At 74.3% G+C, this 19,725-nt stretch carries 21 protein-coding genes; 8 read left to right on the top strand and 13 right to left on the bottom strand.

Annotation, left to right across the window (positions count from 1 at the left end; all coding sequences use genetic code 11):
- Nucleotides 1–72 precede the first annotated feature (72 nt).
- The gene (locus tag ACFQ8C_RS15305; protein WP_383456839.1) at nucleotides 73–432 is read right to left on the bottom strand and encodes a hypothetical protein; all 360 of its coding nucleotides are present in this window, start codon (nucleotides 430–432) and stop codon (nucleotides 73–75) included.
- 171 nt (nucleotides 433–603) lie between these two features.
- Here ACFQ8C_RS15305 and ACFQ8C_RS15300 point away from each other — a divergent pair, with 171 nt between their 5' ends.
- On the top strand, nucleotides 604–942 hold the full coding sequence (locus ACFQ8C_RS15300; protein ID WP_383456837.1) for a MerR family transcriptional regulator: 339 nt from the start codon (nucleotides 604–606) through the stop codon (nucleotides 940–942).
- 93 nt (nucleotides 943–1,035) lie between these two features.
- On the opposite strand, the gene ACFQ8C_RS15295 is transcribed toward ACFQ8C_RS15300, so the two are convergent.
- Together ACFQ8C_RS15295 and ACFQ8C_RS15290 are read right to left on the bottom strand one after the other, a co-directional pair.
- Nucleotides 1,036–1,806, bottom strand: coding sequence for a GNAT family N-acetyltransferase (locus ACFQ8C_RS15295; protein WP_383456835.1), 771 nt, complete (start codon nucleotides 1,804–1,806; stop codon nucleotides 1,036–1,038).
- Nucleotides 1,807–1,845: 39 nt separating this feature from the next.
- Nucleotides 1,846–2,529 (bottom strand): maleylpyruvate isomerase family mycothiol-dependent enzyme, encoded by a 684-nt coding sequence (locus ACFQ8C_RS15290; RefSeq protein ID WP_383456832.1) that lies wholly within the window; start codon nucleotides 2,527–2,529, stop codon nucleotides 1,846–1,848.
- Nucleotides 2,530–2,781: 252 nt separating this feature from the next.
- On the opposite strand from ACFQ8C_RS15290, the gene ACFQ8C_RS15285 reads away from it, so the two are divergent.
- Both ACFQ8C_RS15285 and ACFQ8C_RS15280 read left to right on the top strand, forming a co-directional pair.
- Nucleotides 2,782–3,330 carry a GNAT family N-acetyltransferase gene (locus ACFQ8C_RS15285; RefSeq protein WP_383456830.1) on the top strand — a complete coding sequence of 183 codons (549 nt, stop codon included), beginning with the start codon at nucleotides 2,782–2,784 and terminating at the stop codon, nucleotides 3,328–3,330.
- A gap of 11 nt (nucleotides 3,331–3,341) precedes the next feature.
- Nucleotides 3,342–4,004, top strand: a complete 663-nt coding sequence (locus ACFQ8C_RS15280; RefSeq protein WP_383456852.1) for a M15 family metallopeptidase — start codon at nucleotides 3,342–3,344, stop codon at nucleotides 4,002–4,004.
- A 45-nt stretch (nucleotides 4,005–4,049) separates the two neighbouring features.
- Here the strand turns inward: ACFQ8C_RS15280 and ACFQ8C_RS15275 are convergent, their stop codons facing one another.
- From ACFQ8C_RS15275 to ACFQ8C_RS15265, 3 genes are all read right to left on the bottom strand, one after another.
- Nucleotides 4,050–4,511 (bottom strand): RNHCP domain-containing protein, encoded by a 462-nt coding sequence (locus ACFQ8C_RS15275; RefSeq protein WP_383456827.1) that lies wholly within the window; start codon nucleotides 4,509–4,511, stop codon nucleotides 4,050–4,052.
- Between the two features lie 27 nt (nucleotides 4,512–4,538).
- Nucleotides 4,539–4,886, bottom strand: coding sequence for an RNHCP domain-containing protein (locus ACFQ8C_RS15270; protein ID WP_383456849.1), 348 nt, complete (start codon nucleotides 4,884–4,886; stop codon nucleotides 4,539–4,541).
- 498 nt (nucleotides 4,887–5,384) lie between these two features.
- Nucleotides 5,385–5,864 (bottom strand): SAM-dependent methyltransferase, encoded by a 480-nt coding sequence (locus ACFQ8C_RS15265; RefSeq protein WP_383456824.1) that lies wholly within the window; start codon nucleotides 5,862–5,864, stop codon nucleotides 5,385–5,387.
- Between the two features lie 188 nt (nucleotides 5,865–6,052).
- Here ACFQ8C_RS15265 and ACFQ8C_RS15260 point away from each other — a divergent pair, with 188 nt between their 5' ends.
- Nucleotides 6,053–6,946: an NAD-dependent epimerase/dehydratase family protein gene (locus ACFQ8C_RS15260; protein WP_383456821.1), complete on the top strand. Its 894-nt coding sequence runs from the start codon at nucleotides 6,053–6,055 to the stop codon at nucleotides 6,944–6,946.
- Nucleotides 6,947–7,098: 152 nt separating this feature from the next.
- On the opposite strand, the gene ACFQ8C_RS15255 is transcribed toward ACFQ8C_RS15260, so the two are convergent.
- From ACFQ8C_RS15255 to ACFQ8C_RS15245, 3 genes are all read right to left on the bottom strand, one after another.
- Complete coding sequence (locus ACFQ8C_RS15255; RefSeq protein WP_383456819.1) at nucleotides 7,099–7,599, bottom strand: iron chaperone; 501 nt, start codon at nucleotides 7,597–7,599, stop codon at nucleotides 7,099–7,101.
- A gap of 204 nt (nucleotides 7,600–7,803) precedes the next feature.
- On the bottom strand, nucleotides 7,804–8,214 hold the full coding sequence (locus ACFQ8C_RS15250; RefSeq protein ID WP_383456816.1) for a VOC family protein: 411 nt from the start codon (nucleotides 8,212–8,214) through the stop codon (nucleotides 7,804–7,806).
- Nucleotides 8,215–8,303: 89 nt separating this feature from the next.
- Nucleotides 8,304–9,716 carry a hypothetical protein gene (locus ACFQ8C_RS15245; protein ID WP_383456813.1) on the bottom strand — a complete coding sequence of 471 codons (1,413 nt, stop codon included), beginning with the start codon at nucleotides 9,714–9,716 and terminating at the stop codon, nucleotides 8,304–8,306.
- A 94-nt stretch (nucleotides 9,717–9,810) separates the two neighbouring features.
- On the opposite strand from ACFQ8C_RS15245, the gene ACFQ8C_RS15240 reads away from it, so the two are divergent.
- Nucleotides 9,811–10,782, top strand: a complete 972-nt coding sequence (locus tag ACFQ8C_RS15240) for a D-2-hydroxyacid dehydrogenase family protein (RefSeq protein WP_383456812.1) — start codon at nucleotides 9,811–9,813, stop codon at nucleotides 10,780–10,782.
- Nucleotides 10,783–10,864: 82 nt separating this feature from the next.
- Here the strand turns inward: ACFQ8C_RS15240 and ACFQ8C_RS15235 are convergent, their stop codons facing one another.
- Together ACFQ8C_RS15235 and ACFQ8C_RS15230 are read right to left on the bottom strand one after the other, a co-directional pair.
- Nucleotides 10,865–11,221, bottom strand: a complete 357-nt coding sequence (locus ACFQ8C_RS15235) for a GntR family transcriptional regulator (protein WP_383456809.1) — start codon at nucleotides 11,219–11,221, stop codon at nucleotides 10,865–10,867.
- Between the two features lie 2 nt (nucleotides 11,222–11,223).
- On the bottom strand, nucleotides 11,224–12,201 hold the full coding sequence (locus ACFQ8C_RS15230; RefSeq protein ID WP_383456806.1) for a hypothetical protein: 978 nt from the start codon (nucleotides 12,199–12,201) through the stop codon (nucleotides 11,224–11,226).
- Between the two features lie 141 nt (nucleotides 12,202–12,342).
- Between ACFQ8C_RS15230 and ACFQ8C_RS15225 the strand changes: the two genes are divergently transcribed.
- Nucleotides 12,343–13,311, top strand: a complete 969-nt coding sequence (locus ACFQ8C_RS15225; protein WP_383456802.1) for a S8 family serine peptidase — start codon at nucleotides 12,343–12,345, stop codon at nucleotides 13,309–13,311.
- 130 nt (nucleotides 13,312–13,441) lie between these two features.
- Here the strand turns inward: ACFQ8C_RS15225 and ACFQ8C_RS15220 are convergent, their stop codons facing one another.
- The gene (locus ACFQ8C_RS15220; RefSeq protein ID WP_383456799.1) at nucleotides 13,442–13,882 is read right to left on the bottom strand and encodes a MarR family winged helix-turn-helix transcriptional regulator; all 441 of its coding nucleotides are present in this window, start codon (nucleotides 13,880–13,882) and stop codon (nucleotides 13,442–13,444) included.
- A gap of 92 nt (nucleotides 13,883–13,974) precedes the next feature.
- Between ACFQ8C_RS15220 and ACFQ8C_RS15215 the strand changes: the two genes are divergently transcribed.
- Together ACFQ8C_RS15215 and ACFQ8C_RS15210 are read left to right on the top strand one after the other, a co-directional pair.
- A complete protein-coding gene (locus ACFQ8C_RS15215) occupies nucleotides 13,975–14,322 on the top strand; it encodes a DoxX family protein (RefSeq protein WP_383456797.1) in 348 nt (115 codons plus the stop codon).
- Nucleotides 14,323–14,470: 148 nt separating this feature from the next.
- Entirely contained in the window at nucleotides 14,471–16,081 is a 1,611-nt protein-coding gene (locus tag ACFQ8C_RS15210; RefSeq protein ID WP_383456795.1) for an ABC-F family ATP-binding cassette domain-containing protein, read from the top strand.
- Here ACFQ8C_RS15210 and cobN read toward each other — a convergent pair.
- On the bottom strand, nucleotides 16,078–19,695 hold the full coding sequence (gene cobN / locus ACFQ8C_RS15205) for a cobaltochelatase subunit CobN (protein WP_383456793.1): 3,618 nt from the start codon (nucleotides 19,693–19,695) through the stop codon (nucleotides 16,078–16,080). The two genes, ACFQ8C_RS15210 and cobN, sit on opposite strands and share 4 nt — an antisense overlap.
- Between the last annotated feature and the right edge of the window lie 30 nt (nucleotides 19,696–19,725).

Genomic DNA, 19,725 nt, shown 5'->3' with positions numbered 1-19,725 from the left:
GTGCGGACCCGCCCGCCCGGGGCGGGTGGGCTCCTCTCGGGTTTCGACGGGTGGGTCCCCTACGGGGCGCGGTCAGTGATCGGAGTAGCTGACGTCACCCATGGTCCAGGCGCTGATGTCCGCGATCGAGACGCGGTACATGCCGCCCGTCTCCGGGATCCCCACCGTGCCCTGGAGGATCCGTGCCAGGTGGAAGTGCAGGTAGGTGGGCGGCTCGTCCTTCACCGCGGCGGCGGCGAAGACGGCGGAGAACTCGGCCAGGCGGTCGGAGTCCGCCAGGACCTCCGAGACCCGCTGCCGCCACACCGCTTCGGGTGCCAGCCGACCTGTGATGACAGCGCCCCCGGTGACGACCGTCAGGGACATCTGGTTGCTCTGCCCGGACTCCACCAGCCTGGCGACGTCAACGAGCAGCTCGTCAGTCTTCGACATGAAAGCCGATCCTACGGGTCGCCCCGCCCCGTCCACAGGTCGTCCTGCCGGGTGGGGGACACAGAAGGCCGGCGCTTCATCAGGGCCGGCAGGTGGTGTAGTAGTTCCTTCAGGGCCCTGGTGCCAGTACTGGCACCAGGGCCCCTCTATGCGTGTCACGGAGAGGTGCAAATGACGGCAGACGACTCGTACGACCGTCTCGACGACGACGACTACCCCGCCTACACCATGGGCAGAGCCGCCGAGATGATCGGCACCACCCAGGGCTTCCTCCGCGCCATCGGCGAGGCCCGCCTGATCACCCCGCTGCGTTCGGAGGGCGGCCACCGCCGCTACTCCCGCTACCAGCTCCGCATCGCCGCCCGGGCTCGCGAACTCGTCGACCAGGGAACCCCGATCGAGGCTGCCTGCCGCATCATCATCCTCGAGGACCAGCTCGAGGAGGCCCAGCGCATCAACGCCGAGTACCGCCGCGCCGCCGAATCCGGCACGCCCCCGGAGCAGGTCTGAGGCACGTACGCCCGCTGCCGGCACCGGTCGGCGGGCCCGACGCCGTCGACGGCGCCCGCCGGGAGCGCGAGACGGCCGGCGGGCCTCGGCCGATCACCTGTCCGAGGCCCACCAGGTCGAGAGCGCCGCGGCGGTGTAGCCCAGCGACTCGTAGAGCGGCCTGCCCAGCTTCGAAGCGGTGAGCGTGACCGGCAGGTCCGTCAGGTGGGCGAGGGAGCCGAGCATGACGGCCCGGCCCACGCCACGCGACCGGAAGGCCGACGACGTGCCGATCCAGTAGTGGCTGCCGACGCCCTCGGCCACGACGCTGACGCCGGCTCCCGCGGGCACGCCGTCGTGCAGGGCGACGAACACGTCCACGCCCGGCTGCTCGATCAGCGCCGCCGGGAACAGCTCGCCGGGACGGTGGGGCGTGAAGCCGTCCAGGCCGAAGCCCTCGATCACGATCCGCTCGGCCGCCTGGAGGTCCTCGGGCCGCCGCACCCTGACCACGTCCAGCGCCGGTTCGTCGACCGGCCCCGGCCCGCGCAGCATGACCGGCATCTGCCAGCCGCGCATGCCCAGGTGGCCCAGGTCGGTCGAGCCGAACGGATCCTCGGCGTTCACCGGCCCGGCGGCCCGGCGCACCAGCTCGCCCAGTTCGGCCCGTTCGCCGGGGTCGAGGTCCGGCTCCTGGATCAGGATCCGCAGGCCGGCGCGCTCGTCGCCGTCGACCGCGACGAACCCGCGGCGCCGGATGACCTCATGTCCCCGGCATCGGCCGGTCGCGGTCCAGAAGGCGGCGGAGTTACGGGCCTGACGCGTCGGCGCCTCGGCCAAGGTGACGGACATGGACGGGTCGGTCGGTGTCGATCGTGTGGTCATCGTGCCTACGGTAGTGGCCAGTTGTTGTTTCACGGGGGCTCAGCCCAGGGCGAGCCAGCGGATGCCGAGCCGCTCGACCTGTGCGGCCTCCGCCTCGTCGAGCGGTTCCCGACCGGTGGCCTTGCGCAGGAACCGGGGGTGGCTCCACCCCAGTTCGCCGGCCTTCGCGGCGTGCTCCGTGCCGAGGAGCAGCTCCGTCACGGCGTCGCCGGCCGGCGGGGTGAGCCAGGCCTCGCGGCCGAGGGCGTCGGCCAGGTCGAGGCCGTGGACGGCGACCTCCACGACGCGGGTGAGGAGGAACTCCGACAGGAGCATGGCGTCGCCATGGCGTGTCCGCACGGTCCGGCCGTCGGGCTGGGCCCGGCACAGCCGGTCGGCCCGCCGCCACGTCGCGGCGAAGTCCCCGGCGAAGGCGGCGCCGTCGGCCGGTCCCGCCGCACGGTCCTGGGCCAACGCGATCCGCTTGCCGTTGGTCCCGGGCGAGAACCGGTCGTCCGGGCGGTAGTACTCCACCGCGGAGATCTCCGCCGCGTCGGGCGCCGGCGCGTCCAGCATGGCCGGAAGCCAGTCGATCACCACGCACACGTGCCCGAGCAGGTCGCGCACGGTCCAGGGGGCGCAGCGGGTCGGGAGGTTCCACTCGCCCTCGGAGAGTCCGGCCACGGCGTCGCCGAGGGCCTCGCATTCCAGCTGAAAAGCCTTCAGCACCCGGTCCTGGTCCACGCTCCGCCGCCTTCCGTCCGTCCGCCGCCCCGCGCTCGTCCCGCCGTCCCGCCGTCCCGCCGGTCCGCCGGTCCGCTCCGGGCGGTTCGTCGAGCGGATCACCGGGTACGGGCGGGGACTTCACGCCGTACGCCTCTCAGATCATCGACACGCGCGCGGAGGCGGTCCCGGTTGCGTTTCGCCGGAGGGAGACCGCGAGCGGGGCCCGGCTTCCGCCGCTCGCCCTCCGGGGGCGTGCGATAGCTTCCCGTCATGACCGAACCCGGAACTCACACCTGGCCGCCTGCCCCGATACCGACCGAACGGCTCGTGCTCCGCGAGTCCGAGGCCCGGGACCGTGCGGCGTTCGTCGAGCTGTTCGCCTCGCCGGAAGTGGGCACCTACGTCGGCGGGGCCCGGCCTCGCGACGAACTCGAGCGCGCGGTGCCGGAAGTTCCCGGCCGGCGCCCCGGCTGTTTCGTCGTCGCCCTCGACGGAACGATGATCGGCATGGTCACGCTCGACCCGCGCGGCGCCGACCGCCGGGGGCACGTCCGCCCCGAGGCCGGGGAGACCGACCTCGGTTACCTGTTCCTGCCGGAGGCCTGGGGACACGGCTACGCCTTCGAGGCGTGCGCGGCGGCTCTCGACTGGTTCTCCGGCGCGTACCCCGGCGAACCCGTGGTGCTCTCCACGCAGAGCGCCAACGACCGCGCGATGCGCCTCGCGGCGAAGCTGGGCTTCACCGAGGTCGAGCGGTTCGAGGAGTACGGCGCCGAGCAGTGGTTCGGCGTGCGCCCCCCGGTCAGGCCGGCCGGATGACGGGCGACACCGTGAGCGGGATCGTGCTGATGTCGGACCCGAGGGTCGCCGCCGTACCGGTGACCGAGTCCGGCGAACGCCTCGTGGACGTCCGCCTCGACGGCCGGCTGCTCGTCGACGACCGCAAGCAGGACCCGGCGGACGCCTTCGCCCACCTGCGGGAGGGCGTGCTGGAGCGGCTGCTCACGGCGCAGGAGCTGCTCCCCGAGGGCACGCGGCTGCTGTTCGTCGAGGGGTACCGGCCCCCTTCCCTCCAGCGGGAGTACTTCGAGGAGTACGCGGACCGGCTGCGCTCCGCCCATCCGGACTGGTCCTCCGACCTGATCCACTCGGCGGCGAGCCGGTACGTGTCGCCCCCCGACATCGCGCCGCACAGCGCCGGCGCGGCCGTCGACCTCACCCTCGCCGACGCCGACGGAACCGAGCTGGACCTCGGCACCCGCATGAACGCGGACCCGGAGGAGAGCGCGGGCGCCTGCTACACCCACGCCGCGAACATCACCGAGGAGGCACGGGCCCACCGGGAGCTGCTGGGCACGGTGCTCACGGCGGCGGGACTGGTGAACTACCCGACGGAGTGGTGGCACTGGTCCTTCGGGGACCGCTACTGGGCCCTGGCCACAGGAGGGACGGCGGCCCTCTACGGCCCGAAGGAGCTCGACCCGCGCGACTGACGCGGCCTCGGGTCGGCACCCCGGGACGGAAAGGGCCGCCGCCCGTCAGCGGGGGGTGCCGGGGCGGCCGGTGCCCGTCACCGTGAGGAGGGCGAGGCGTCGCGCGGTGGCGGTGGTCCCGGGGGCGGCGAGGGGTCCGAGGGCGAGCCGGACCAGGGCGAGCGGGTTGTCGTCGCCGGCGATGCGGTTGGCGCTCAGCTCGCCGCAGGAGACGCACTGGTGGATGACCAGCCACTCGCCGTCCGGGCGGACGGACAGGGCCAGCGCCTCCATCCGGCCCCGGCAGTCCGCGTCGCGGTCGCCCGGGATCCGCCGGTCGACGTGCAGGCTGGCGAGGCAGTGGGGGCAGTGGTTCCGGTGGGCGGTGCCGGGCGCCTCCAGGGGCACGTCGAGCCGGCAGGACACGCACCGGAAGTCCTGGGCCCGGTGACCGCCCCGGGAGTGCAGGACGTCCTTGTGCCGCTGTGGACGGCGCCGCCCGCGGTTGCCGTGGTTGCTGCGCGACATGGTGGTTCTCCTTCCCTGTACGGGCGGTCAGAGGGTCCCGAACGCTTCGAGCGGGAAGGGCGGTTGGGCCAGCGGGCGGACCGCCATGCGCATCAGGACGAGCTGGTTGTCGTCGGCGCGGACCGGCTGGGAGGTGAGCTCGTCGCAGCGCAGGCAGCGGTGGATCACCGTCCAGTCCCCGGTGCGGACCACGGCGACGGCGATCGGGGACATCCGGCCCTCGCAGTCGCTCGGCCCGCCCTCGACGTGGTCGAGGACGTGCCGGGAGTGCAGGCAGGACGGGCAGTGGTCGCGCGGCGTGCCGTCGGAGGCGTACGCGGACACGGTCAGACCGCACCAGGCGCAGTCGAAGGCGCCGGGACCGGGGCCGGGGATGTCGGTGGTCCTGGCGGTGTGGCTGGTGCTGTTGCTGGTGCTTCTGTTGCTGGTGCTTCTGTTGCTGGTGCTTCTGTTGCTGGTGGTGTGGCTGGACACCCGGGTGCTCCTTGCTGGGAAGTCGGTCAGGACAGCAAGAGCAGGCCGAGTGGCCTCGTCGGATGGCGGCCCGAAAGCACCGTGGGACGGCGGACGGGCAGGTCAGGGCACCGGAGGACGCGTCCGGCAGCCGGCCCGGAGGTACGGGCGGCGGAGGCGGCGGACGGTTACGCGGTACGGCGAGGCGCACTCGGCGCGGGCCGGGACATCAAACACCCATTTCCAGGGCACACGGGCCCAGAAGGAATCAGAACGACCGCGTCAGCTAACAGGACGCCTTCCTGGGGCGTCAACGCGTTTTCCGACCGCCGACCCGCCGGGGCCGGGGGGCGGGCGGGGCCGGGGCCGTAAGCCGCTCGCGGGCCGAAGTCCGTTCACGGTCCGTCGACTTGGCGGCCCTCAGTAGTAGTGGCGCATGATCTCGGTGGCCCACTCGGGCTGGGTCGTGGTGCCGCGCGGGCCGAACTCGCTCATGTAGGGCTTGATGTCGAGCACCGGGGTGCCGTCGACCGCGTCCAGGCCCTCCACGTGCACCTCGCGGCCGTCGACGCGCAGCAGCCGGCAGCGGGACACCCCGAGCCGGTTGGGGCGGTTCTTGCCGCGCTGCGCGAAGATGCCGACCAGCGGCCAGTCGTCGTTGCCGCGGGGGTGCCGGGCGCCCGTCTCCACCTTCTCCACCGGGACCCGGTCGAAGTGGTAGACGACCTCCACGTGCGAGAAGGCGTCGAGGCCGGCGAGCGCGTCCGCGCCGAACCGTTCGTCCAGGCGGATCACCGCCGCCACCCCGCCCCACTCGTCGTCCCGGACCTCGGCCCGGCCGCCGACCACCCGGCCGACCGGCTCCGAGACGATCTCCACGGGGGTGCTGTTCTCGGTCATGCGCACGGGGCCTTTCGCGAGACGGGACGGGTCACCGACCGGATCGGCGGACGGATCACGGCCGCCCCACGGTCGCCCCACGGTACGCCGGAGCGGAGCCGGCGTGGATCACTCTCCGCGAACCGGGGCGGCTGTCACATCCGACGGGGCTGTCCGGTCATGAGGGTGTACTCACCTGGAGGTTGACCATGAGGATCCTGCTCGCCGGGGCCACCGGCGCCATCGGACGCCCGCTGACCCGCGCCCTCGTCCGGGGCGGACACGAAGTGCTGGCCCTGGCCCGTTCGGAGGGGGCCGCGGGGACGGTACGCGCCCTCGGCGCGACGCCCGTGCGGGCGGACGCGCTCGACCGGGAGGGGCTGCTGCGGGCGCTCGACGGGCTGTCCGCCGACGCGGTGGTCCACCAGCTGACCGCGCTCAAGGCGCCCAGCCGGAAGCTCACGGCGGACGACCCCAGCAACGTGCTGCGCGAGCGGGGCACCGCGCACCTCCTGGAGGCGGCGGGCGTGCTCGGGGCGGGCCGTTTCGTCACGCAGTCGCTGGTCCTGGGGTACGGCTACAGCGACCACGGCGACCGGCCCGTCACCGAGGAGGACCCCTTCGGCGTGCGCGGCGGGACGGTCGCGGACCACGTCGTCACGGGTCTCGTCGAGGCGGAGGGCCGGGTCTTCGCCGCGGACCACGTGGCGGGCACGGCGCTGCGGTACGGCGTCTTCTACGGCCCCGGGACCTGGTTCGACCCGGCCCCCGGCACCCGGCCGTTCCCGGTGCCGGTGGGCGGCGGCGGCACGATGTCGTGGATCCACGTCGAGGACGCGGCCGAGGCCACCGTCGCCGCGCTGGAGCGGGGCGGCGCGGGCGAGGCGTACAACATCGTCGACGACCGCCCCTCCACCTGGGGCGAGCTCTCCGCCGCCCGCGGCCGCCGGCTCGTCCTCCCCGGCCGGCTCCTGCGCCTGGCCGTCCCGTACCTGGGCCCCCTCATGCTCGACACCCACCTCCGCGTCTCCCACGCCAAGGCCACCCGTGACCTCGGCTGGACCCCCCGGTACCCGGACCACCGCGTGGGGATGCGGGGGTGAGGGAAGGCGGGGCCGGAGGTCAGGGGCCGGGCGTCAGGGGCCGGGCGTCAGGCGGCCGGGCGTCAGACGGCCAGGCGTCAGACGGCCAGGCGTCAGACGGCCAGGCGTCAGACGGCCAGGCGTCAGGCGGCCGGAGGTCAGACGGCCAGGCGTCAGGCGGTCGCCTTCTTGATGAGGGCCTCGATGCGGGCCTCCACCTCGGGGGTGAGGACGGTGAGGGCGAAGGACGTGGGCCACATGTCGCCCTCGTCGAGGATGGCGGAGTCGCTGAAGCCGAGGGTGGCGTAGCGGGCCTTGAACTTGGCGGCGCTCTGGAAGAAGAGGACGATCTTGCCGTCCTTGGCGTAGGCGGGCATGCCGTACCAGGTCTTGGCGGTGAGCTCGGGGGCGACCTTCTTGATCAGGGCGTGGACGCCCTCGGCGAGCACCCGGTCCTCGTCCGCCATCTCGGCGACCTTCGCGAGGAGGTCGGCCTCGCCGTCGGCGGCCTTGGCCCGGCCGCCGCCACCACCGCGGGCCTTGGTGCCCTTCAGCTCCTTCGCCCGCTCCTTCATCGCGTCCCGCTCGTCCTCGGTGAAGCCGTCGTAGGACTTGGCGGGCGCCGTGTCGGCGGATGCCCCGGTGGTGGTCGCCCGCGTCGCCTTGGTGGTCATGGACCGGTCCCCTCGTTCGTGTCTTCCCTGGTCTGCTTCCAGGCTAGGTATCGGTGTTTCCCGGTGCTTCTCCGAAACTGACCGGGCTTCCTCACCGTCGGTGCGGTCGCGGTTCCCGCGCGGGTCCTTCAGCGCCTGGAGCCGTACCGCCTCGGTGCGGGCTTCCGCCCATCCGGGCCGGCACATGTCGGTCCCCCTCCGGGCTCAGCGGAGTTCCTGGATGCGGATCAGGTTGCCCGCCGGGTCGCGGAAGGCGCAGTCGCGGACGCCGTACGGCTGCTCGGTCGGCTCCTGGACGACCTCGGTGTCGCCGGCGGCGACCTTCGCGAAGACGGCGTCGAGGTCGGGGGTGGCGAGGAGGACCCAGCCGTACGTGCCCTTGGCCATCATCTCCGTGATGGTGCGGCGCTCGTCCTCCGTGATGCCCGGGTCGACGGCCGGCGGCGCGAGCAGGATCGAGGTCTCGGGCTGTCCGGCGGGTCCGACGGTGATCCAGCGCATCTTCCCCTGGCCGACGTCGCTGCGGACCTCGAAGCCGAGGACGTCGCGGAAGAAGGCGACGGAGGCCTCGGGGTCCTCGTGCGGGAGGGCCATGGTGTGAATGGTGATGTCCATACGGATGAAGGTAGTTGGAGGCAGAAGCGCGCGCTTCTCGGATCCTGACCGTGTCGGCGGAGCGGGTCGTTCCCCTCCGAGGGGGCCGGCTAGCGGGTCCCCTCGGTCGGCCCCGGCCCCTGCGCCGGCCCTGCCCCCGGACCCGATCCCGGACCCGATCCCGATCCCGGCCCTGACCCTGCCCCCGGACCCTGCGCCGGCTCGCGCTCCGGCTCCGACTCCGGTTCCGGCTCCTCCGCCGCCAGGAAGTCCGTCACCGCCAGCGCGAAGAGCAGCGCGAGCGCCAGGCCGATCACGACCCAGCCCGTCGGGTGCGGCCACAGGACGAAGGCGAGGGCCGCGCCGACCACCAGGATCCACACGATCCAGGTGTGGAAGCGGCGCACGAAGCCGCCGACCGGACCCAGCCGCATGCCCGACCGGTCCGCCGTGGAGCGGGTCGCCGTGATGCCCGAGTGCCACAGTCCGCGTGCCAGGAGGGCCGGGCGGCTCGGTCCCGACAGCCAGGCGACCAGCGCGACGAGCACGCCGAGCACCGCGCACACCCGGACCGAGGTGCGCAGGAAACGGATCAGGGTGTCGTAGACGGATCCGGCGGCGGCCGGGGAGACGGTGGCGGGCAGCGCGTTGAGGTAGACCGTACGGAAGACGGTGAGCGCGATCCCGAGGACGACGGCCGCCACGGCGAAGCCCAGGGCGGCGGCGACGAGCGCCCGGCGGCGGCGCACCGCGAGCAGCACGCCGCCCGCCACGCACAGGACGGCGATCACCGGCAGCCACACGCCCAGCGCCTGGAGCAGCGCGAAGCCGGTCTTGGCCTTCCCGATGTCGTCGGAGCGCAGGACCGTGAAGTCGGTGTGCACCTCGGGGATCTTGGCGGCGACGGTGAGCCCCGAGTCGACCAGGCGTTCCTTGACCCGCTCGATGACGGGCGCCAGGTCGATCGACACCGTGTCCGTCTCGATCTTCACCGCCCCGTCCTGGTCGCCCGTCAGGGCCCGGTCGAGGGAGGTGTGGATGGCGCGGTTGGCGTCGGTCCAGATGGTCTCGAAGGCCGGGGAGGCGACGACGTCCTGCGCCCGGTCGTGGACGAAGCTCGCGAGCGCGCTCTCCAGCGAGCCGCCGAGCTTCCCGAGCGCCTTCTCCACCAGCGGCCGCTGGTCGGGGGCGACGCCTTCGAGCAGCGCCGGCAGGTCGATGTGTTCCATGACGGCGCCGGTCACCCGGTTCGCGACCGCCGCCTGCACGTCCGGATCGGAGGCGAGCGGGGTCACCGTCTGGACGTAGCGGTCGGTGTCGCCCAGGAGGTCGGCGGTCCAGGCGGCGACCAGGCCGAGCGGCACGAGCACGCAGCCGATCACCACGAGGAGCCCGGAGAAGAAGGAGCGGAGGCGGTGGTGCTCGCGCTTCGGCGCGCCCTGTGCCGTACCGGCCTCCAGGGCCGCGACCCGGGCCCGCAGCATGGAGAGTTCGTCGTCGGTCCCGCCCGCGGATGTGCCCATGGGGCCACTGTGGGGGCGGGGTGGGGTTCCGGCTCGCGGACGGTGTCGAACGGGTGACCCGGTCGCGGGCGGGCGGATGCGCGATCATGCCGTCATGACTCCGCTGCCGCGCTGTGCCGTGCTCGACGACTTCCAGGGCGCCGCCCTCGCCTCCGCCGACTGGAGCCCGCTCCACGGGCGCGTGGAGGTACGGGTGCTCCGCGAGCACCTGACGGACCGGGACGCGCTCGTCGCGGCCGTCGGGGACTGCGAGGTCCTGGTGGTGATGCGGGAGCGGACGCCGCTCGACGCGGCGCTCCTCGACCGGCTGCCCCGGCTGCGGCTCGTCGTCACCTCCGGGATGCGCAACGCCTCGATCGACCTGGCGGCCTGCCGGGAGCGCGGGATCACCGTCTGCGGCACCGCCAGCGGCTCCGAGCCGCCCGTGGAGCTGACGTGGGCGCTGATCCTGGGGCTCGTCCGGCACGTCACGACGGAGGCCCGGGCCCTGCGGGAGGGCGGGCCCTGGCAGTCGACGGTCGGCGGCGACCTGGCCGGGCGGACGCTCGGCCTGCTCGGGCTGGGGAAGATCGGCGGGCGGGTCGCCGCCGTGGGCCGCGCCTTCGGCATGGACGTCCTCGCCTGGAGCCCGCACCTGACCGAGGAGCGGGTCGCCGCGCACGGGGAGGGGGTGCGGCTCGCCGAGGACAGGGCCGAGCTGTTCGCGGAGAGCGACGTCGTCTCGCTGCACCTGGTGCTCTCCGACCGCACCCGGGGCATCGTCGGCGAGCCGGAGCTGCGGGCGATGCGGCCGGGGGCGTATCTGGTGAACACCGCGCGGGCCGGGCTCGTGGACGGTACGGCGCTGCTGCGGGCGCTGCGCGAGCGCTGGTTCGCGGGGGCGGGGCTGGACGTGTACGAGACGGAGCCGCTGCCGGCCGGCGATCCGCTGCGCACCCTCCCCAACGTCCTCGCCCTCCCCCACCTCGGGTACGTCTCCGAGGCGAACTACGCCCGCTACTTCGGGCAGGCGGTGGAGGACATCGAGGCGTACCTGGCCGGTGCGCCCGTCCGCGTGCTGGAGTGAACCCGTCCCGCCCGCCCCGCACCGCCCTATCCCGTCCCGCCCTGCCCGCCCCGTCCTGCCCGTCCTGCCCGTCCTGCCCGTCCTAGTCCAGGCTGGCGCGGGCCAGGTCGAGGAACTCCGCCTCGGTGAGGCCGAGTTCGCGGGCCTCGGCGGCGGCCTCCCGCAGCCGGGTGACGAGCCGGGCGCGGTCGGGGGCGGCCGCGCCGGGGACGATGAGGGCGCCGCGGCCCCGGCGGAGTTCGATGAGGCCCTCCTCGCGGAGCCGCTGGTAGCCGCGGAGGACGGTGTGGACGTTGACGCCGAGGGAGTCGGCGAGTTCCCGGGCGGCCGGGAGGCGCTCGCCGGGGGCGGCGGTGCCGTCGGCGAGGGCGCCGCGGACGCAGCCGGCGATCTGGTCGCCGAGCGGGACGGAGGAGGCGGGGTCGACACGGAAGAGCACGGTCAGAGCCTTCCACGGCGTTCGACGAGGGTGTTGAGGAGGGCGGCGGCGGTACGGGCGTCGGGCACGGTGACGGCGAACTCCCGGCCGTTCCCGCGCCGGACGACCAGCGCCTCGCCGGAGCGCAGCACCACGCCGGAGCGGTGGGCGCGGACCCGGTAGCCCCAGCCGCCGAACTCGCGCAGGGCGTCCACGTCACGGACGTCGGCGGCGGTGATGTCGGCGAGCGGCACGTGGACGCGGGGCCGGGGGGTGAGCGTGGAGCGGACGGTGAGGCCGTGCCGGTCGACGTTGACGCGGACCCGGGCGAGGGCGAGTCCGGGGACGGCGACGACGAGCGCGACCGGGAGCAGCGGCCACGGGCCGAGGAGGGCCGCGACGGCGCCGCCGGCGAGGAGGAGCAGGCCGAGGGCGGTGAGCGGGGCGGAGGCGGTGGCCCGGGACCAGCCGGCGACCTCGCGGGCGCCGAGGTCGAGGCGGGGCGCGTCCGGGTCGGCGCCGGGGCCGGAGGCCTCGTGCTCCTCCGGCGGGACGAGCCGGGAGAGGGCGTGGCCGGCGAGGGCGAGGACGGCTCCGGCGGCGGCCGCGACGGCGAGGCCGGAGAGCGGGGAGGTGACGTCGGCGGGGTCGGCCGCGTCGAGGTTGTCGTGGACCACGAGGCAGAGCAGGGTTCCGGCGAGGCCCGCGGTCAGCCAGGCCCCCCACAGCGCGTTCCGCCGGACGAGGACGGTCCAGCCGGCGCCGAGGGTGAGCAGCAGTCCGGTGCCGACGGCGGCGAAGGCGGCCCGGCCGGTGAAGCCGTCGGCCTCCCCTCCGTACGAGAAGTGGGTGGCGAGCGGGTCGGGGAGCCGGTCGGACCAGGCGGCGATCAGCAGGGGGTACGCGGTGGCGGCGAGGGCGAAGGGGAGCGCGGCGAGGGCGCGGAGGCGGAGCGGGACGCGGCGGTGGGGCGGGGTGGTGGGGCGCGGGGTGGTCGGCATGGAAACCTCCTTTGTTCGCACTCTACTAGAACAAGTGGGTTTTCGAGCGGCGCGGTCGCCCCTCGCTTCCGGATGCGGGGACGTGGGGCCGGTAGTTGACTGGCCCGAATACTGACGAATGCCGTCGAATGGGGAGTCTTCATGCGCCGTCGGTCCGCCGCCGCCCTCACCGCCCTCGCCACCCTCACCGCCGCCCTCGCGACCGGCTGCGGCAGCGACGACGAGCCCGACCCGCTCCGGGCCCAGCAGTGGGCGCTGAACGCGCTGAAGCTTCCCGACGCCTGGGGCTCGGACAAGGGGGACGACACCGTCATCGCCGTCGTCGACACCGGCGTGGACCCCGGCCACCCCGACCTCGAGGGGCGGCTCGTCGACGGATACGACTTCGTGGACGGCGACGACGACCCGAAGGACCTCAACGGGCACGGCACGCACGTCGCGGGCATCGCCGCCGCCCACACCGACAACGGCCTCGGCATCGCGGGCGGCGCGCCCGGCGCCAAGATCATGCCGGTGCGGGTGCTGGGCGCGGACGGCAGCGGCAGCGACGCGAACATCACGAAGGGGATCGTCTGGGCCGCCCAGCACGGCGCCGACGTCATCAACCTCTCCCTCGGCGAATCCGGCCTGATGGCCCGGCTGCTCAAGGGCGGCGTCCTCAACGAAGCGATCTCCGTCGCCAACGCCAAGGGGGCCGTCGTGGTCGCCGCCGCCGGCAACGACGCGACCCTGCTCCAGCCGTACGAGCTGACCACGCCGGTCCTCGTCGTCAACGCGGCCGACCAGAACGGGCAGCCGGCCGAGTTCACCAACTTCGGCGCGCAGAACGCGGTGGCGGCGCCCGGGGTCGACATCCTCTCGACCCTGCCGACCTACACGTCCCGGGAGACCCTGAAGAACACGACGGGGTACGGCAAGCTCTCCGGCACCTCGATGGCCTCGCCGTACGTCTCCGCCGTGGCCGCGCTCCTGCACCAGCAGGGCCTGAGCCCGACGGAGATCATGACGGCGATCCGCGACACGGCGAAGAACCCGGCGAACGCGCCGAAGCTGGGGCTCGGGAACGTGGACGCGGCGGCCGCGGTGAAGGCGGCGGGCGGCACGCAGTAGCCGCACCGGGCGGGCCGGCGCGGGTCGGCGCAGGTGGACGCGGGTCGGCGTCGGGCGGCGCAGGTGGACGCGGGTCGGCGTCGGGCGGCGCAGGTGGACGCGGGTCGGCGTCGGGCGGCGCGGGCGGTGGCTACTCGCCGCAGTCGTGGACGGACGGGTCGACGACCACGCGGTCCAGGAGGGCGCGCAGCAGGGCCCGTTCGGCTTCCGTGAGGTCGGCGAAGAGCTCGCGCTCCGCCTCCCCGACGGCCTCGTCGACCCGCTCCAGGACGGCCGTGCCGGCGGGGGTGATCTCGACGATGTGCCGCCGCCTGTCGGCCGGATCGCGGCGCCGCTCGGCGAGGCCCGCCGCCTCCAGCTCGTTGAGGATCGCGACCAGTTGGCTGGGGTCGATCTCCATCGCGCCCGCCAGGTCGCGCTGGCTCATGGGCGCGGTCGCGAGCTGCATGAGGGTCATCGCGTTGCGCGGGTGCAGCCCGGCGACGCCCAGGGCGGAGCGGATGCGCGCGCCGGTGAGCTCCCCGCGGAAGGAGAGGAGGAAACCGAGCCGGTCGGTCGGGAGGGCTGCCATGCCGTCCACCGTAACAACAAGTACATTGTGGAGACAGATAAATCGTTGTTACTCTTCAATGGTTTTCCCCATCTGACCATTGGAGCGTCCCCATGTTCATCGGCTATGCCGTCCTCGCCGCCCTCCTCGCCCTCGCGATGACCGCCTCCGCCGTCATGACCTTCACCCGCAACCCGGCGGTGGCGGGGAACATGACGAAGCTCGGGGTGCCGGAGGGCTGGCTGCCCTGGCTGGGCACCGCGAAGGTGGCGGGCGCGCTCGGCCTGCTCGCGGGGCTCGCCGTCCCGGCGCTCGGCGTGGCCGCCGCCGTCGGCCTCGTCCTCTACTTCGTCGGCGCGGTCGTCACCCACCTGCGGGCGAAGGACTACGAGCTGGCGCCGGCCCTGGTCCTCACCGTCCTCCCGGCGGCCGCGCTGGTGCTGCGCATAGCCAGCTCCTGAGGGTCCGCGCCCCGGATGCCGGAGGCGAGGCGGAGCGGGGCGCCACGGAGCGAGACGAGACGGAGCGTCTTGCAAAGTCTGCCAGGATGGCCTACCTTCAGGGCAACGAGACGATCCGTCTCGTCTTCTCGACGGCAGGAGTCCGCCCTTGTTCCGTGCCCGGCTCACCGAGGTCACCAAGCGCTACGACGACCGGCACGTCCACCACCGGACCGTCCTCGACCGCGTCTCCCTCACCGTCCGTCCCGGCGAACGCCTCGGCGTCGTCGGCGACAACGGCTCCGGGAAGTCCACCCTGCTCCGGCTGCTCGCCGGCCTCGAAACCGCCGACAACGGCACCGTGGCCGTCGACGCCCCCGGCGGCCTCGGCCATCTCCCCCAGACCCTCGACCTCCCCGCCACCGCGACCGTCGGCGACGCCGTCGACCACGCGCTCGCGGAGATCCGGGAGCTGGAGCGGGAGATCCGGGCGGCGGAGGCCGCGCTCACCCCCGCCGGACTCGACCGGTACGCCGCGCTCCTCGCCGCCTACGAGGCACGGGGCGGGGAGGGGGCCGAGCGGCGGGTCGCGACCGTGCTGCGCCGGCTCGGGCAGAACACCCCGCTCGACCGGCACCGGCCGCTGGCCACGCTCTCCGGCGGGCAGCGGGCCCGGCTCGCGCTGGCCGGCGTGCTCGCCGCCGACCCGGAGCTGCTGCTGCTCGACGAACCGACGAACGACCTCGACGACGAGGCCGTGGCCTGGCTGGAGGAGCGGCTGCGCGCCCACCGGGGCACGGTCGTGGCCGTCTCCCACGACCGCGCCTTCCTCGACCGGGTCGCCACCGCCGTCCTGGAGGTCGACGAGGACCGGCACACGCTGCGCCGCTACGGCGACGGCTACTCCGGCTACCTCGCCGGCCGCGCCGCCGAACGGGCCCGCAGGGCACGAGAGTACGGGGAGTGGAAGGAGGAGCTGGCCCGCCACCGGGCCCTCGCGGACAGCGCCGTCGACCGCTTCTCCGCCATCCCGCGCAAGGCCCCCGCCGCGTTCAGCGGCGCGGGCGCCTTCCGGGCCCGGTCACGGGCGCACGGGGCGATGAGCAGGATCCGCGCCGCCCGCGAGCGGCTGGCCCGGCTCACCGAGCACCCGGTGCCGCCGCCGCCCGAACCACTCCGCTTCCGGGCGGGGTTCGACGGCGACGGCGCCTCCGTCGGCCTGACCGGCGTACGCGTCGACGGCCGCCTCCGACTCGACGCCCTGCGCCTCGGACCGGGCGAGCGGCTGCTCGTCACCGGCCCCAACGGCGCGGGGAAGACCACCCTCCTCCGGGTCCTGGCGGGCGAGATCGCCCCGGACGCGGGCACGGTGACCGTGCCCGCCCGGGTCGGACTGCTCCGCCAGGACACGGCCTCACCCCACGACCCCCGTACGGTGGGCGAGGCCTTCGGAGAGGGCCGCGAGGACGAACTGCTCGCCCTCGGGCTCTTCACGGCCCGGGATCTGTCGACCCCGGTCCGACTGCTGTCGACGGGCGGGCGCCGCAAGCTGGACCTGGCCCGTCTGGTGACCGCCCCGGCCGACCTGCTCCTCCTCGACGAACCGACCAACCACCTCGCGCCGGCGCTCGTGGAGGAGATCGAGGCCGCGCTCGCCTCCTACCGGGGCACGCTGGTGGTCGTCAGCCACGACCGACGGCTGCGGGCGGGCTTCCGGGGCCGGCGCCTGGAACTCCCGCCGGCCCTCGTCGCCGCCCAGTCGCCGCCCGTCGCCGTCTAGTCGTCCGAACCCTCCAGGTCGCCCTCCGTCTCCAGGAACACCTGGCGCAGGGCGGCCAGGGTCTCCGGGTCCGGCTTCTCCCACATGCCGCGCGACTCGGCCTCCAGGAGGCGTTCGGCGATGCCGTGCAGGGCCCAGGGGTTGGCCTCCTTGAGGAAGGCCTGGTTGGTCTCGTCGAGGACGTACTCCTGGGTGAGCTTGTCGTACATCCAGTCGGCGACGACCCCGGTCGTGGCGTCGTAGCCGAAGAGGTAGTCGACGGTCGCGGCCAGCTCGAAGGCGCCCTTGTAGCCGTGGCGGCGCATCGCCTCGATCCAGCGCGGGTTGACCACCCGGGCCCGGAAGACCCGGGAGGTCTCCTCCACCAGCGTCCGGGTGCGGACGGTCTCCGGCCGGGTCGAGTCGCCGATGTACGCCTCGGGGGCGGTGCCGCGCAGCGCGCGGACGGTGGCCACCATGCCGCCGTGGTACTGGAAGTAGTCGTCCGAGTCGGCGATGTCGTGCTCGCGGGTGTCGGTGTTCTTCGCCGCCACCGCGATCCGCTTGTACGCGGTCTCCATCTCGGCGCGCGCCGGGCGTCCTTCGAGCCCGCGCCCGTACGCGTACCCGCCCCACACCGTGTACACCTCGGCGAGGTCGGCGTCGGTCCGCCAGTCCCGCGAGTCGATCAGCTGGAGGATGCCCGCGCCGTAGGTGCCGGGGCGGGAGCCGAAGATGCGGGTGGTGGCGCGGCGTTCGTCGCCGTGCTCGGCGAGGTCGGCCTGGGCGTGGGCGCGGACGTAGTTGGCGTCGGCGGGCTCGTCGAGCCCCGCCACCAGCCGGACGGCGTCGTCGAGGAGGCCGATGACGTGCGGGAACGCGTCCCGGAAGAAGCCGGAGATGCGCAGCGTGACGTCGACGCGGGGGCGGCCGAGCTCGGCGAGCGGGATCGGCTCCAGGCCGTTGACGCGGCGCGAGGCCTCGTCCCACAGCGGGCGGACGCCGAGCAGGGCCAGCGCCTCGGCGACGTCGTCGCCGGCGGTGCGCATCGCGCTCGTCCCCCACAGGGAGAGGCCGACGGAGGTCGGCCACTCGCCGTTGTCGGCGCGGTACCGCTCCAGGAGGGAGTCGGCGAGCGCCTGGCCGGTCTCCCAGGCGAGCCGGGACGGCACGGCCTTGGGGTCGACGGAGTAGAAGTTCCGGCCGGTCGGCAGCACGTTGACCAGGCCGCGGAGCGGGGAACCGGACGGGCCGGCGGGCACGAAGCCGCCGTTCAGGGCGTGCACCGCGTGGGCGAGCTCGTCGGTGGTGGCGGCGAGGCGCGGCACGACCTGCTCGCAGGCGAAGCGGAGCACGGCCTGGACCTCGGGGCCGTACGCGGCCGCGACCGCCGGGACCGCGTCCACGGACCAGTCGGCGGCCTCCATCGCCTCGACCAGCTCGCGGGCCTTCGCCTCCGCCTCGTCGGCGGTGGTCCGGGTCGCGGCGGACTCGTCCAGGCCGAGCGCCTCGCGCAGACCGGGCAGCGCCTGCGTGCCGCCCCAGATCTGGCGGGCGCGGAGGATGGAGAGGACCAGGTTGACCCGGGCCTCGCCCTCCGGGGCGCCGCCGAGGACGTGCAGGCCGTCGCGGATCTGGGCGTCCTTGACCTCGCACAGCCAGCCGTCGACGTGGAGCAGGAAGTCGTCGAAGCCGTCGTCCTCCGGGCGCTCCTGGAGACCGAGGTCGTGGTCGAGCCGGGCGGCCTGGATCAGGGTCCAGATCTGGGCGCGGATCGCGGGCAGCTTCGCCGGGTCCATGGAGGAGATCTGCGCGTACTCGTCGAGCAGCTGCTCCAGGCGCGCGATGTCGCCGTAGGAGTCGGCGCGGGCCATCGGCGGCACGAGGTGGTCGACCAGGGTGGCGTGGACGCGGCGCTTGGCCTGGGTGCCCTCGCCCGGGTCGTTGACGAGGAAGGGGTAGACGAGCGGCAGGTCGCCGAGGGCCGCGTCCGGGCCGCAGGCGGCGGAGAGGCCGGCGTTCTTGCCGGGCAGCCACTCCAGGTTGCCGTGCTTGCCCAGGTGGACCATGGCGTCGGCGCCGAAGCCGCCGTCCTCGGCGCGGGCGGCGATCCAGCGGTAGGCGGCCAGGTAGTGGTGGGACGGCGGGAGGTCGGGGTCGTGGTAGATCGCGATCGGGTTCTCGCCGAAGCCGCGCGGCGGCTGGATGAGGACCAGGAGGTTCCCGCGGCGCAGCGCGGCGAGGACGATGTCGCCCTCCGGGTTGCGGGAGCGGTCGAGGAACATCTCGCCGGGCGCCGGGCCCCAGTGCTCCTCGACGTGGGTGCGCAGTTCCTCGGGCAGGGTCGCGTACCAGCGCTTGTAGTCGGCGGCCGGGATGCGGACCGGGTTCTTCGCCAGCTGCTCCTCGGTGAGCCAGTCCTGGTCGTGGCCGCCGGCCTCGATGAGGGCGTAGATCAGCTCGTCGCCGTCGCCGGAGACCAGACCGGGGAGGTCCGCCTCCGGGCCGAAGTCGTATCCCTCGGCGATGAGGCGGCGCAGCAGGGAGACGGCGGAGGCGGGGGTGTCGAGGCCGACGGCGTTGCCGATGCGGGAGTGCTTCGTCGGGTACGCGGAGAGGACGAGCGCCAGCTTCTTCTCGGCGTTCGGGATGTGCCGCAGGCGGGCGTGCCGGACGGCGATGCCGGCGACGCGGGCGGCGCGCTCGGCGTCGGCGACGTAGGCGGGCAGCCCGTCGGGGTCGATCTCCTTGAAGGAGAACGGGACGGTGATGAGCCGCCCGTCGAACTCGGGGACGGCGACCTGGCTGGCCGCGTCCAGCGGCGACAGGCCCTCGTCGTTCTCCTCCCAGGCGGAGCGCGAGCCGGTCAGGCAGAGCGCCTGGAGGACGGGCACGTCGAGCGCGGCGAGCGCGCCCGCGTCCCAGGCCTCCTCGTCGCCGCCGGCCTGCGCGGCGGCCGGCTTGGTGCCGCCGGCGGCGAGGACGGTGGTGACGATCGCGTCGGCCCCCCGCAGGACGGCGAGCAGCTCCTCCTCGGGGGCGCGCAGCGAGGCCACGTACAGCGGGAGGGCGCGGGCCCCGGCGTCCTCGATCGCGTCGCAGAGGGCGCCGACGAAGGCGGTGTTCCCGCTCATGTGGTGGGCGCGGTAGTAGAGCACGGCGACCGTCGGGCCGTCGGTGGGGCGGGCGGTCCGCTCCAGCGGGCCCCAGGTGGGGGCGGCGGCCGGGGCCTCGAAGCCGTGGCCGGTGAGCAGCACGGTGTCGGAGAGGAAGCGGGCCAGCTGCGCCAGGTTGGCGGGGCCGCCGTGGGCGAGGTAGGCGTGCGCCTCGGTGGCGACGCCGATCGGCACGGTGGAGGCGGCCATCAGCTGGGCGTCGGGGGCCTGTTCGCCGCTGAGGACGACGACCGGCTTGCCCGTGGCGAGGACCGCGTCGAGCCCTTCCTGCCAGGAGCGGACGCCGCCGAGGAGGCGGACGACGACGAGCTCGGCGCCGTCGAGGAGGCCCGGGAGGTCGGCGAGCGGGAGCCGGGAGGGGTTGGCGAAGCGGTACGCGACCGGGCCTTCGGGCGCGGCGGCGTGGGCCGCGCGGGCGCTGAGCAGGTCGGTGTCGGAGTGCGACAGCAGCAGGAGCATGGCGAGGCTCAGGCCCTTCCTCGGGGTTGT

This window comes from Streptomyces sp. NPDC056503, from assembly GCF_042794995.1.
Taxonomy (GTDB): domain Bacteria; phylum Actinomycetota; class Actinomycetes; order Streptomycetales; family Streptomycetaceae; genus Streptomyces.
This window is presented reverse-complemented; position numbering and strand designations above follow the sequence as displayed.